This is a genomic window from Paenibacillus sp. MER TA 81-3 (genome assembly GCF_023713585.1).
GTDB lineage: Bacteria > Bacillota > Bacilli > Paenibacillales > Paenibacillaceae > Paenibacillus_B > Paenibacillus_B profundus.
Map to the genome: position 1 here is coordinate 65787 of NZ_JAMAWB010000006.1, position 13707 is coordinate 79493.

Consider the following 13707-nt stretch of genomic DNA (forward strand, 5'->3'; position numbering starts at 1 on the left):
CGGATCCCCTCTATTTTTTGATTTCAAGGGTTTCTCGATAGTGGGACACCCTGGGGGGATTTTTTTCAGGCTGTCGACAGGTGCAACTGATTTGTAACCGCCATCCTGTTTACTGGAAGCGACTCTAGTACGAACAATGAGGTGGACGACTTGAATGAAGTGATCATTGCGAGTGCCGTGCGCACTCCAATCGGAGCGTTTCAGGGCAATTTCCGGGATATGGAGGCAGTGGAGTTGGGCGCGGTTGTCATGGAGGAAGCTTGTAAACGTGCGAATATTGCAAGTGAGCGGATAGACCAGGTCTATATGGGCCAGGTGCTGCAGGCCGGGATTGGAATGAATGGCGCAAGACAGGCAGCAGTGAAGGCAGGAATTCCGGTGTGCGTTCCGGCAACGAACGTGAATCTTGTATGCGGGTCAGGTATGCAGGCGGTGATGCTGGGAGCGCAATGCATACGATCTGGAGATGCGGGCGTGATTATGGCGGGCGGCATGGAAAATATGACGCATTCCCCTTATTTGCTTAAGCAGGCGCGTCAAGGCTACCGATACGGACATGGGGAGCTGGTTGATTCGGTGCTGCTTGACGGACTGACGTGCGCCATCATCAAGCACCCGATGGGAGTGACGGCGGAGCGTCTTGCCGAGCGCTACGGACTGACGCGCGAGCAGCAGGACGCCTTTGCGCTGCAAAGTCAGCAACGCGCGGAAGCAGCGATGCGGGAGGGGCGCTTCGAAGAGGAGACCGTTGCGATATCCATTGCGGACCGCAAGGGGAGCGCGCGGCTTATCGCGACCGATGAGCATCCGCGGCCGGGATTGACCATGGAGGCGCTTGGGAAGCTGAAGCCCGCCTTCAGCGCACAAGGTACGGTGACAGCGGGCAACTCGTCAGGCATCAATGACGGCGGGGCTGCTGTCGTGCTGTGCAGCTCGGAGGCGGCTGCTGCGCATCAGCTCGCGCCTATCGCTTCCATTCGCGGGTATGCCGCTGTCGGGCTTGAACCGGAGTGGATGGGGCTTGGCCCGGTTCCCGCCATCAAGCAGGCGCTGCTCAAGGCAGGCTTGCGTCTGCAAGATATCGGCCTGTTCGAAATCAACGAGGCGTTCGCGGCCCAAGCGCTAGCCGTGATGCATGAATTGGAACTTGAACCAGAGCGAGTGAACGTGAACGGCGGCGCCATTGCTCTCGGACATCCTATCGGGGCGAGTGGAACGCGGGTGCTAGTTACCTTGATTCATGAGATGCAACGCAGACAAGTTCGATATGGCGCAGCAGCTCTCTGTGTGGGAGGCGGTCATGGTGTCGCTGTTGTTGTCGAACGAGGCTGAACAAGAACGGAGGGATGAAGCTGTGCATGATAGTGCAGTTCACTGGTTCGATAAACGGTGCCTGCATACACCGGATCGGATTGCAGTGGTGGACTGGAAAAGCGGGCTCCGTCTCACCTACCGCAGCCTTCATCTTCGCTCGGAGCGCTTGGCTGCCGCATTGCAGTCTTCCAACATTAAGCTGGGCGACCGCGTTGTCATCCTGCTGCACAATCAAGCGGAGATGCTGGAAGCTATGCTCGCCTGCGGGATGCTCGGTGCCATTGCGGTGCCATTGAATTGGCGGTTATCGATTCCGGAGCTCGACGAAATCATACTGGACTGCGAGCCGCAGGTGCTGTTGTATGACGATGAGGATGCGGATATGAAGGGGATTATGTCAGGGCTGCAGCTAGTATCCTGCGTCCTGTTGTCTGTAGCGGATGTTGAATCAGATAAGGACTCAGATAACGATAACGAATCGGACAAGAAATCGGATAAAGCGTCCAATGTGAGTTCAGTAGGAAATGCGAACGGTGACATCGGTTCAGCGGGAGAGCATTCAGCTGGTGAACGTACGCTGGTGCAACGGGCGGCTCTGACACTTGATGATGCGTGGATGATGATATACACCGGCGGCACGACTGGAAAGCCGAAGGGGGTTGTGCTGACCCACGGTTCGGTATTCTGGAATGCGATCAACACCGTCATCAGTTGGCAGTTGACGGAAAATGACGTTACACCGACGATTCTGCCAATGTTTCATACCGGCGGGATGAACGCACTGACGCTGCCGATGCTGATGGCGGGGGGAACAGTCATCATGGTGCGATCGTTTCAGAGTGAGGATATGGTGCGGCTGTTGAACGAAGAACGGTGTACGATAGCGCTCATGGTGCCGACCATGTACCATATGCTTATTCAATCCGACGAGTTTGCACGGTCGGCGTTTCCGACGATGCGAACGTTCCTGTCTGGAGGAGCTCCCTGCCCGTTGTCGGTATATGATGCCTTCAAGGCGAAGGGCCTCCCGTTCAAAGAAGGTTATGGAGCGACCGAATCGGGACCGAACAACTTCGTGATTGACCCGCTCATCGCGGCACAGAAACCCGGATCCGTCGGTCTCCCGATGCTGTTCAGCGAGGTGAAGCTCATCCCAACGGAAGGAGATGCTTTACTAATGGATCAGGTCGGGGAGCTGGCGCTTCGGGGAGGGCACCTGTTCTCGCATTATTGGAACAACCCGGAGGCCACGTCTGGCGCACTGCGGGAGGGTTGGTTCTTGACGGGCGATCTGGCTAAACAAGATAAGGAAGGCTATTTCTATATTGTCGGGCGCAAAAAAGATATGATTATTACCGGTGGAGAGAACGTGTATCCGCTGGAGGTGGAGCAGACGCTGGCAAGCTATCCGCACGTCAAGGAGGCGGCTGTTATTGGCCTGCCTGACGATAAGTGGGGAGAGGTCGTTGCAGCGGTAATTGTAGCTGATGAAGTCACTTCTGTTGCGGAAGCTGACCTTATCGTTTTCTGCTCTGCCCGCATCGGGAAATATAAAGTGCCGAAGCGGTTCATGTTCGTCACAGAGCTGCCGAAGACGGCGGTGGGCAAATTGGACAAAAAACAAATGAAGCAATGGTTCAGCGGTTGACGCAGTCAGCCGCTCATTTTTTTGTGAAAAAACAGTGGAAATCAAATCAAATATGCTACAATAAACAGGAGAATGTTGGAAAAGAGAGGTTATGCATGAAAGAAGGACGCGTGCTTAAAATGAAGTTGATGCCGCCACCTTTGAAAAAGCAGCTGCTTCACCGTCCTCAGATAGCCAAGCGGCTCTCCCGCATACCGGACTACCCGCTCACCGTATTGACATCAGGTCCGGGATTCGGCAAGACGACGGCGCTCTCCGCATTTCTTCGTTCCTCTGACATGACGTATGCATGGTACGGCGTATCTCCCCAAGACAATGACTTCATTCCTTTTGTATCTCATATCGTCTACACGCTTAGGCAAGCGGTTCCCGAATTCGGAGAGACGATGCTTGCCGAGCTAAGAAGCGGAAACCGGAGCAGCAGCGAGGACATCTATGCGCTGGCAGATTTGTTTCTGAATGAACTTACCGGACTTCCACAGCTGACAGTGCTCATTATCGACGACTATCATCTCGTGGAAGCAACCGACAGCATTGAGCAATGGATGCAATATGTGCTCACTTATTTGCCTGATTGCGATAAACTGCGCTTCGTCCTTTCCTCCCGTTCACGCCCGCAATGGGAAGGACTGGCCTCTATGCGAATCCGTGGACATTTACTTGAACTCACCAAAGAAGATCTCACCTTTAATGAAGAAGAAATCGATGTTCTGTTCAGCGATTATTATGATTACCCGTTGACGAGGCGGCAAATCCATCAGGTGTACGAGCAAACGGAAGGATGGATCATTGCGGTCCAATTCATTTGGCAGCGCTTACTTTCATCAAATGGATCGTTGGATGAGGTGCTCGAGGCTCCGCGGGAGACAATGGAGGACCTGTTCCAATTCCTGGCGTTGGAGCTGTTCCAGAAGCAGCCGTCCTCCATCCGCACGTTCATGCTGGAGACGAGCATCTTTGACGAACTAACCGGAGAGTGGTGCGACGCGGTATGCGGAAGGCATGGCTCTTACGCCATGTTGCTTCAGCTGTGCGGAAGCGGGCTGTTGACGGCGATTGACGATCGGCAGTTCCGTTATCATGCCTTATTTCGGGAATTTCTAGCGGAACAGCTCAGGAGGCAGCCGGAGTGGCACGGTTCCTTGCTGAGGCAGGCGGTGCACGTCTTTGCCGCCCGCAGACGATACGATCTTGCGATGACGCAAGCGGTTGCGCTGCAAGATCAGGATGAAATGGCGCTCTTGCTGCAGGACGGAGGCAGTGAACTGATACAGAACGGCCATTTGGAGCTTGTCTATACCTCATTAATGAAGCTGCCGGAACGGATTAAGCATCGCCATCCCTATTTGCTTGTGCTTCAAGGCGATATTTTGCGTTATCACTGTCAATATGAAGCGGCATTTGAGCAGTATCGGCTGGCAGAGTATGGAGCCGGAAGCGTAGGCAATCGGATGGTGCAGATGATGGCCCTCGAAGGGCAGTCGCTCTTATATTTGGATACGATTCGGCCGGGAATGGCGGAGCCGCTGCTTGAGCGGGCCATTGCGCTGGCGGAATCATTGTGCGGATATTACCCGCCATTGGAGCAAGAAGGAGGAGCAGATTGGTTTGCGCCGTCTGGGAACCAAACTAATGCAAATGTTCAAGCTACGGCTGCCCCTTATTACTCTGCGTGGCATGGCCATACAAGAGAGCGAGAGCGGCTGGCGCGGCTGTATGCGATGATGGCGGAAAATATGCTGAACGCTGGCAGAGGGATGGAAGCGCAGATCTGGTATGACCGTGCGATTTGCGTGGAGCAGGATAGCCGTGACTGGCTCTTGGAAGCAAGGCTATGCCTGCGTACTGGACGGCTTCGCGAAGCGAAGGCGAAGCTGATACGAGCGCAGCATTTGGAACGAGAGGAAGGGACAATATACCGAGGACTCAGCTATCATCCGAAGACGCTGTCGCGATCCCATCGCGAAATTGATCTGCTGCTGTCGCTTATCTACAGCATGTGCGGCGAACCGCCCTCGGCTAAGCGGGCAGCGGAAGCAGGCATGATGCACGGCATTCGCTTGAAGGCGCCGTTCGTGGAAGCGTGCGGCTGGATGAGAATGGGACATGCCGCGCAATTGATGGGCACTTACGATGCCGAGGTGGCATCGGATTGCTATCATGCGGCGCTGACCATCATGGAGCGGCTGGAGGTGAAGCGGGGGAGCGCAGAGCCGTATATGGGATTATGTTTGTTGTTCGGCAAAGCCCGCTCGGCGGAAACAGCGCTTCGTTACGGCCAGACCGCTTGGGATGAAACGCAGAGCGCGAACGACGGCTGGCTGACCGCGCTCATTCGGTTGAGCATGGGGATAGCGCTGTTCTACGCCAACCGCTGCGAGGAAGCGGAGCAGGTGTTCCGTGAATGCGGTGAGCGCTTCGTCGCATGCGGAGACAAATTCGGATGCGCGTCCACGGAAATGTGGCAGGCGCTGACAGCCTATCGCTTGGAGCAGGACGGCTGGTTTGCGGTCTCGATGGAACGCCTTTTGACACTGGTCGAGCAGGAAGGGTACGCATTTCTCTTTACACGGCGCACCTTGTTCGGTCCAAGCGATACGCAGCAGCTCATTCCGCTGCTCATTGAAGCTGTGCGGCTGGGCCTATGCCGCGCCTATGCTGCTTCACTGCTGACAGAGCTTGGAATGGACCGATTGACCTATCATCCCGGCTACACGCTATATATCGATACGCTAGGCGAATGCCGCGTTCGCCTCGGAGATGTGGAACTGGAAGATAAAGATTGGCAGCGCGGTAAAGCGAAGGAGCTGTTCCAGTTGCTGGTCACCCGTCGCCATCGCCCCTTGACGAAGGAGGAAATGTTCGTCCAGCTGTTCCCCGATGCGGAAGAGAAAGCGGCCAATCGCGATTTCAAGGTTGCTCTCAACGCATTGAATACCGCTTTGGAGCCTCATCGCCGCGCCCGAGCTACGCCTTACTTCATCATTCGCCGGGGATCGGCCTATCAGTTGAATCCGGCTGCAGGCTGGGTGCTCGATGCGAATCGATTCGAGCAATCGATCGTGTACGGGCTGGAAGCGAATGATGCGGATGAGGCGATCCCCCTCCTGGAAGAAGGGCTTCATCGGTATCAAGGGGACTATTTGCCGGAACGGCGTTATGAAGATTGGTGCATCGAGGAGAGAGAACGGTTACAGGTGCTGTTTATGCGCGGAGCGGAACGGCTCTCTCTCTATTATGTCGAGGTGGAAGCTTACGATAAGGCGATACGATGGGCAGAGGCGATGACGGTCAAGGACCACTGCTGGGAAGAGGCGTACCGCATCATGATTTCATGCCATCTTAGGCTGAATAATCGCATCCAAGCGCTGAAATGGTACCGCAAGTGCGCCAAAGCTCTGCAGGATGAACTTGGCATCGAGCCTATGCCAAGTATTCGAGAATTGATGACTTCGATAGTAGTGCAAGGGGGCTTTGAAGACAACCTTTAGAAGTCCGGTGAAATAGTCACGACAAACTGCAAATGTGCAGGTCAATGGAGTATCGAGCGCCGTTTACCTTGAGCAATCTGCATAAGTGCAGTACAATTTGGCCGTTTTTGGCGATACTCCGGTTTTGGGGCTACTTACATGTACTTTTACATCTTTTGGCCGTTATTCACCATACTTCTAGTAGAATGAAAAGATGATGTGCAACTCATTTGTAACCGAACCCTCTTATGATGAACGGGAATTGAATCGTAAGGGGGTTTTTTAGTGTGTCTATGAATTTTGGTATCTCTCACCGATTGTCACGCGCTTGCATGTTCGGACTGCTTGCATTCGTCCTTCTTTTTGCTACCGCATGCGCAAGCAGCGGCGGAACAGACGCGGGTGCAGACAATGGCGGCAATGCATCGGGCAGCAGCTCCGGCAGTAATTCCGGAGAGAACAAAGATAAGGATGGCGAGGCCAAAGGCGCAGAAGCCGCCGATAAACCACCTATTAGAATTGGTGTCCTCGCTTCGATGACAGGCGCGCTGGAAAGCTACGGCAAGCAGAGTACACGCGGATTCGAGCTCGGTATTGATTATGCTACTCAAGGCACGAAGACGGCAGCCGGACGGAAAATTGAATTCATCATCGAAGATACAGAGACGAAGCCCGACGTGGCGGTGAAGAAAGCGACCAAGCTGCTCGAGACCGATAAAGTTGACTTCCTCGTCGGTTCCTCCAGCTCAGGCGATACACTTGCCGTGCTTCCGCTTGCAGAGGAGTATGAGAAAGTGATGGTCGTTGAACCGGCAGTTGCCGACAGCATCACCGGCGAGCTGTGGAACAAATATGTGTTCCGCTCCGCGCGCAACTCTTCGCAGGATGCGGTGGCTGGTGCCGCGGCGATTGCGAAGCAGGGCGTGAAGATTGCCACCTTCGCTCCTGATGGCGCGTTCGGCCGCGACGGCATTAAAGCGTTCACGGAAGCAGCGGTCAAGCTTGGAGCGGAAATTGTAGAGGAACAGTACGCGGACGCAACGGCAACCGACTTTACTGCGAACATTCAGAAGATTGTGAGCGCCAAGCCGGATTATTTGTTCGTCGTGTGGGCCGGAGCGAACACGCCATGGAAGCAGCTGCAGGATATGAAGGTGAGGGAACAGGGCATTAAGATATCAACCGGCGCGCCGGATATCGCATCGCTTAAGACGATGCAGGAGCTGACCGGAATGGAAGGATTTTCGGTCTACTATCACACGCTGCCGGATAATGACGTGAATAAATGGTTGGTGGAAGAGCATAAGAAACGGTTCAACGGCGATTTGCCGGATCTGTTCACGCCGGGAGGCATGTCTGCCGCGATCGCGATTATCGAAGCGATTAAGAAAACCGATGGCGAGATGGACACGCAGAAATTGATTGCGGCTATGGAAGGAATGAGCTTCGAGTCGCCAAAAGGCAAGATGACGTTCCGAGCAGAGGATCATCAAGCGCTGCAGACGCTGTATGCGGTTAAATTGGAGCAGCAGGACGGGATCGATTATCCGGTTCCGGTGCTGATTCGCGAGCTGTCACCGGAAGAAACGGCTCCGCCAATACGCAACAAACGCTAGTCAGGAGGTGGGGTCATGAGTGGAACGAGAACAGATCAAGTAAATGACATGATATTGGAAACCGAAGGGCTGACGATTGCATTCGGTGGTCATGTGGCCGTTCAAGAGGTCAGCTTGAAGGTGGAGCGCAACCGCTTCAAGTCCATTATCGGACCGAACGGCGCGGGCAAGACGACTCTATTCAATCTGCTTAGCGGACAGCTGCGCCCGACGGCCGGATATGTGCGCTTCAAAGGTAAGGACATTACGCCGCTTGCTCCGTTTCAACGCACGCGCTTAGGAATGGGGCGTTCCTTTCAGATTACGAACGTATTCCCCAACTTGACCGTGCTCGAAAATGTGCGGCTAGCCGTTCAGTCGCAGCAGGGTGTCCGCTTGAACTGGTATGCTTCGGCGAAAGCGTACCGCAGGTTCGAAGAGGAGGCGAAGCATTGGCTTGATATGGTGCTGCTTGGCAACCGGACTGGCGTAATGGCTAACTACCTTGCTCATGGGGAGAAGCGCAAGCTGGAGCTGGCGATGCTGCTCGCGCTGCAGCCGGATCTGCTGCTGCTCGACGAGCCGACAGCCGGCATTTCCATTGAGGAGGTGCCAGCCATTCTTGAAGTCATCCGCAAAGTGAAGGAAGCCGGCAACCGCACGATTGTGCTGATCGAACACAAGATGGACATGGTGTTGGATTTATCTGATTCTATCGCAGTGCTATTCAATGGCAAGCTGCTGGCGGACGGCCGCCCAGAGGACATTATGAACAATGAGACGGTTCAAGCGGCTTATTTGGGAGGGTTGTACGATGACGCTGTTGCAAGTGCGGGGGATTGAGACGCATATTGGTCAATATCATATTTTACAAGGCGTGACCTTCGAGGTGGTGCCAGGGGAAATCACGGTGCTGCTTGGACGCAACGGCGCGGGCAAGACGACGACCCTCCGCTCAATCATGGGGCTGAATCCGGTATCCAAGGGCGAAGTCCGCTTTCAAGGCGAACGTGTGGAAGCGCTTCCGACGCATCGGATATCGCGGCAAGGCATCGGATATGTTCCAGAGGATCAAGGGATCTTCCCCGATTTGACCGTAGGTGAAACGATGCGCATTGCGATGAGGCTGAACGACGACCACACGAAGGCACGGCTTGAATGGGTGCTGGAGCTGTTTCCGGATTTGCATAAATTCTGGGGGCGCAAGAGCGGGCTGTTAAGCGGAGGACAGAAGCAGATGCTGGCGATTTCCCGGGCTTATGTGAACGATAATCGGCTGCTGCTCATCGATGAGCCGAGCAAGGGGCTGGCTCCGATTATGGTAGAGAAGCTGATGCTTGCTATTGAGCAGATGAAGGCGAAGACGACCGTGCTCTTAGTGGAGCAGAATTTCATGATGGCAAGCCGCATCGGACATCGGTACTACTTGATGGATGAAGGACGTATCGTCTCTGAAGGAATGATGGCGGACTTGCAGCAGGATGAAGCGACAAGACGCAAATATTTGGGCATCGCATAGCAAGCCCGTGAACGGAGGGACACGAATATTGAATGGCATCATTAACTTACTCGTAAACGGGCTGGCGACGGGGATGCTTATCTTCCTGTTGGCGTCGGGGCTTACGCTTATCTTCGGGTTGATGAGCGTGCTGAATTTTGCTCATGGCGGATTGTTCGCTTGGGGAGCGTATGGAGGGGTATGGCTGTATGCTGCGACGGGTTCGTTCTTCGTTGCCATCTTAGGTGCCGTCGTCATCGGCATGCTGCTTGGTCTTGTGCTGGAGCGGCTTGTCATTCGCCCGGTGTACGGCAATCATATTCAGCAAATTCTCGTGACGTTAGGTGCCATGCTCGTCTTAAGCGAGCTGCTGAAGGTAGTGTTTGGCCCGAATCCTCTCAAGGCAGATGTACCACCGCTTTTGAACGGCAGCTGGGAGGTAGAAGGCGTCATTTTAATTAAATATCGGTTGTTCATCATCTGTATTGGTGCGATAGTATTCGCCGGATTGCTGTTTGTATTAAAGCGGACGAAAATCGGTCTCATTGTGCGAGCTGGCGTCATGAATCCCGAGATGGTGCAAGCTTTGGGCATTCCTATTCGCCGCGTTTTTACGCTGGTGTTCATGGCGGGAGCCGGCTTGGCAGCGCTTGGCGGCGCACTCCTGGCACCGTATTCGGGTGTTATCTTCGCCGAAATGGGCATGCAGTTCGCCATTCTGGCCTTCATCGTCGTCGTCATCGGCGGCATGGGCAGCATTCAGGGCTCTGCATTTGCGGCGCTGCTCGTTGGCTTATCAGGAGCATTTATGGCTTACTACGTGCCGGAATTGTCGCTTGCGGCAAATATGCTGCTTATGGTTATTGTGCTGCTCATTAAGCCGTCGGGATTGTTCGGAGCAAAGGGGTGAGCGGGATGAGAACGTCAAAAATCGGAACGATATGGTTCGTTATTTTTGTCGCTGGCCTGGCGGCGTTGCCTTTTATTAATGATTCGCGCAGCTTTCTTATTTTGATGACACAAATATGCATCTTCGCTGTCTTTGCGATGAGCTATGACATATTGCTCGGATTTACTGGCATCGTATCATTCGGCCACTGTATGTTTTTCGGAATCGGCGCCTACACGAGCGGGGTAATGCTCGATCGCCTCGACGCTTCCATCGGAACGCTTCTCTTTTCCGTCTTGGTCGGCGTGCTGCTGTCTGCTCTGCTCAGTTATATTGTGGGGATGCTGTCCTTGCGGTTGAAAAGTCATTTTTATGCGATGTTGACACTCGCGTTCTCGGGACTTCTATTAGTGCTGGCTGAGAAATGGCGCTCGCTAACGAACGGCAATGACGGCTTTACGTTTCCGATACCGTCCGTGATGAAGGACCGGACCGTCCTGTATTTCACCGCGCTGGCGGTCATGGTGGTTATGTTCCTGCTGCTGCGCCGCTTCACGCAATCCCCGGTCGGCCGGGTGCTGCTGGCCATTCGGGAGAATGAACAGCGAACCGAGTCGCTCGGCTATGAGATCGTTCATTATAAAGTGTTTGCGACCGTCGTTGCAGGTATGGCGGCCAGTATAAGCGGTTCTCTGTATGTGCTGACATTGCGATTTGTCAATACGACTGTCTTCGGGATGGATATGACGCTGAATGCTCTGTTAATGACGATTATCGGCGGGGTAGGCACGCTGTTTGGCGCGATTATTGGCGCTTCCATTATTGAATGGGCGCATCACGGATTATCGGAATTGGCCAAGTTCCATCCGATTTTTGAACGGTGGATTATCTTTTTCGGCTTGTTGTACATCGTGGTCGTGCTGCTGTTCCCGGCAGGAATTGTTGGCACGCTGCGCCTCTGGTGGCTGAAGCGCAGAGGACGTCGACTTGAGCAGTCACTGCAGGCTGATTCCAATGCGATTCGGAAGGAGGGGGCGGGATGACGGCGGGCGACAGTAAGGAAGCATACGGCCAGCATGAGCGGGCGAATGCATGCAGTCTCCAAGGAGAGCAAGGCGGTGCAGCGGAAGGCGGAACGGCGGTCGGTTCGTTTGTCATCCGCTGCCAAGCGCACCACGATGAAGCTCTGTGTGACGCTTGGCGCATTCGGGTCACTTATGTCCAAGGTCAGGAAGAGATGACGGTCGCTTCATGGGAAGAGGCGGTGCTCTTCATGCAGCAGCGGATGAAACGGGGGATGGAATGACATGAACGTTAACGCGAATACAGCAGATGACGTGGTTCGGCTGCTTTCGGTAGGAGTCTACATACCGGAAGGCCGGATGACGAGCGCGGATATCGCACAGGCTTCAGGCATACCGCGGGAGATCGTGGAGACGAAGCTTGGCATTAAGGAAAAACCGGTTCCCGGACCGGACGATCATCCTTGCGCGATGGGAGCGCGCGCGGCACGGCAAGCGCTGGAACGGGCGGGCATCGATCCCGCAGAGATCGACCTCGTTATCTACATCGGCGAAGAGCATAAGGAGTATCCCGTATGGACCGCTGCTCTTAAGCTGCAGCATGATATCGGAGCCATCAATGCATGGGGGTTCGATCTGGCGTCCCGCTGCTGCACGACACTGATGGCCGTGAAGACGGCGAAGGCGATGATGCGGGGCGATGCGCGCATTTCGACCGTTCTGCTAGCAGGCGGATACCGCAATGGCGATTTGATTGATGTGACCGATCCTTATACGCGTTTCATGATCAATCTCGGCGCCGGCGGCGGGGCAATGATATTGCGCCGGGGCTCAGATGCTGGCACCGCTTATCCGGAAGTATTGGAGACAGCGATTATAACGGACGGGTCCTTCGCCGAAGATGTCATCATCGCGGCGGGCGGGACGAAGCAGCCGCTGACGGCGGAGCTTATCGCGCAAGGGGAGCCGCGATTCCGTGTGCCTGACCCCGAGAGCATGAAAAGCCGGTTGGACGCCGTATCGATGGACCGCTTCGCCGAAGTGGTGGAGCGCTCGGTACGGGACAGCGGCTACAGTCTTGACCAGGTTGACTTTATCGGTCTGCTTCATATGAAGCGCTCCGCGCATGAAGCGGTGCTCCGGGCGTTAGGCATTCCAGACCGAAGGTCGGTATATTTGGATGAATTCGGACATATTGGTCAATTTGACCCGATGATTTGCATAGAGTTAGGCATGAAGCAAGGGCTGATTCATCCGGGAAGCGTGGTGGTGCTAGCCGCGGCAGGCATCGGCTATGCATGGGGGGCGCTCACTTTGAAATGGGGGGAAGTCCAATGAGGGTAGAGTTGAAATCGGTGCTGCTGCCGAACGGGGAAACGCTCGGATATCGCGAACGAGAAGGTGGAGATGAAGTCGTCCTGCTCATTCATGGCAACATGAATTCTTCTTATCATTGGGATGTGGTGCTGGAGCATCTGGATGCGCGCTACAAGCTGTATGCGATCGATTTGCGAGGATTCGGCATCTCGACGTACCATCAACCGATTCGTTCCCTGCAACAATTTTCTGAAGATGTGAAGCTGTTTGCCCACGCAGTTGGACTTGAACGGTTCGCCGTCATGGGCTGGTCCACAGGTGGCGGTGTAGCGATGGAGTTGGCTGCAGACTGGCCGGATACGGTCACGAAGCTAATTCTGCTGGCCTCGGTATCCACGCGCGGGTATCCATTCTATGAAGACGGTGAGAATGGGCTGCCAGATGTGACCAAGCGGATTGCAACCTATGAAGGCATTGAAGCATTGGCGCGCAATCGATCGGTATGGGACGCGAACGCACGGGGTGACCGTGCCTTCATGAAGCTGCTGTATGAGTCGGTCATCTATGACAAGAATCGCCCTAAGGAAGCGCGCTATGAAGCGTATATCGACGATATCCTGACGCAGCGGAACTTGATGGATGTGTATTATGCGTTGAATACGTTCAACATCAGCGTGTTCGACAACGAAGCTGCGGCAGGCAGCGGCGCGGTGAAGCGGATTGCAGCGCCAACGCTCGTGCTTCGCGGAGAAAGGGACATGGTCATTAACGAAGCGATGACGACGGAGACGCTGGCAGACTTGGGAGACATTGCGCAGTTCATATCGCTGAAGAATTGCGGGCATTCCCCGCTCGTCGATGATTTACCGCAGCTGCTGCAAGCGATGGAAGCGTTCTTGTCAGCGGAGGCATCGATCTCCACTCATCACCATTAATATCCGCATGACGAGTGCG

The 13707-nt window shown here is 54.7% G+C and carries 11 protein-coding genes; all 11 read left to right on the forward strand.

What is annotated here, in order from left to right; genetic code table 11:
• Positions 1–150: 150 nt before the first annotated feature.
• The 11 genes from M3650_RS09905 to phaZ all read left to right on the forward strand — a co-directional run bounded on the left by M3650_RS09905 (position 151) and on the right by phaZ (position 13688).
• Positions 151–1332 carry an acetyl-CoA C-acetyltransferase gene (locus tag M3650_RS09905; RefSeq protein ID WP_251574316.1) on the forward strand — a complete coding sequence of 394 codons (1182 nt, stop codon included), beginning with the start codon at positions 151–153 and terminating at the stop codon, positions 1330–1332.
• Entirely contained in the window at positions 1241–2962 is a 1722-nt protein-coding gene (locus tag M3650_RS09910) for a class I adenylate-forming enzyme family protein (protein WP_251574318.1), read from the forward strand. Before M3650_RS09905 ends, M3650_RS09910 begins: the two co-directional genes overlap by 92 nt.
• A gap of 95 nt (positions 2963–3057) precedes the next feature.
• Entirely contained in the window at positions 3058–6453 is a 3396-nt protein-coding gene (locus M3650_RS09915) for a winged helix-turn-helix domain-containing protein (RefSeq protein ID WP_251574320.1), read from the forward strand.
• A gap of 272 nt (positions 6454–6725) precedes the next feature.
• Positions 6726–8048: a substrate-binding domain-containing protein gene (locus M3650_RS09920; RefSeq protein ID WP_251574671.1), complete on the forward strand. Its 1323-nt coding sequence runs from the start codon at positions 6726–6728 to the stop codon at positions 8046–8048.
• Positions 8049–8063: 15 nt separating this feature from the next.
• Positions 8064–8870 carry an ABC transporter ATP-binding protein gene (locus M3650_RS09925; RefSeq protein WP_251574321.1) on the forward strand — a complete coding sequence of 269 codons (807 nt, stop codon included), beginning with the start codon at positions 8064–8066 and terminating at the stop codon, positions 8868–8870.
• Positions 8842–9546 (forward strand): ABC transporter ATP-binding protein, encoded by a 705-nt coding sequence (locus M3650_RS09930; RefSeq protein WP_251574323.1) that lies wholly within the window; start codon positions 8842–8844, stop codon positions 9544–9546. The genes M3650_RS09925 and M3650_RS09930 overlap by 29 nt, the downstream gene beginning before the upstream one ends.
• A 28-nt stretch (positions 9547–9574) precedes the next feature.
• Positions 9575–10435, forward strand: a complete 861-nt coding sequence (locus M3650_RS09935) for a branched-chain amino acid ABC transporter permease (protein ID WP_233697976.1) — start codon at positions 9575–9577, stop codon at positions 10433–10435.
• Positions 10436–10440: 5 nt separating this feature from the next.
• Positions 10441–11457 carry a branched-chain amino acid ABC transporter permease gene (locus M3650_RS09940; protein ID WP_251574325.1) on the forward strand — a complete coding sequence of 339 codons (1017 nt, stop codon included), beginning with the start codon at positions 10441–10443 and terminating at the stop codon, positions 11455–11457.
• A complete protein-coding gene (locus tag M3650_RS09945) occupies positions 11454–11720 on the forward strand; it encodes a hypothetical protein (protein ID WP_251574327.1) in 267 nt (88 codons plus the stop codon). Before M3650_RS09940 ends, M3650_RS09945 begins: the two co-directional genes overlap by 4 nt.
• 1 nt (position 11721) lies before the next feature.
• Positions 11722–12774 carry a 3-oxoacyl-ACP synthase gene (locus M3650_RS09950; protein ID WP_251574329.1) on the forward strand — a complete coding sequence of 351 codons (1053 nt, stop codon included), beginning with the start codon at positions 11722–11724 and terminating at the stop codon, positions 12772–12774.
• On the forward strand, positions 12771–13688 hold the full coding sequence (gene phaZ / locus M3650_RS09955; protein ID WP_251574331.1) for an intracellular short-chain-length polyhydroxyalkanoate depolymerase: 918 nt from the start codon (positions 12771–12773) through the stop codon (positions 13686–13688). The genes M3650_RS09950 and phaZ overlap by 4 nt, the downstream gene beginning before the upstream one ends.
• The last annotated feature ends 19 nt before the right edge of the window (positions 13689–13707 follow it).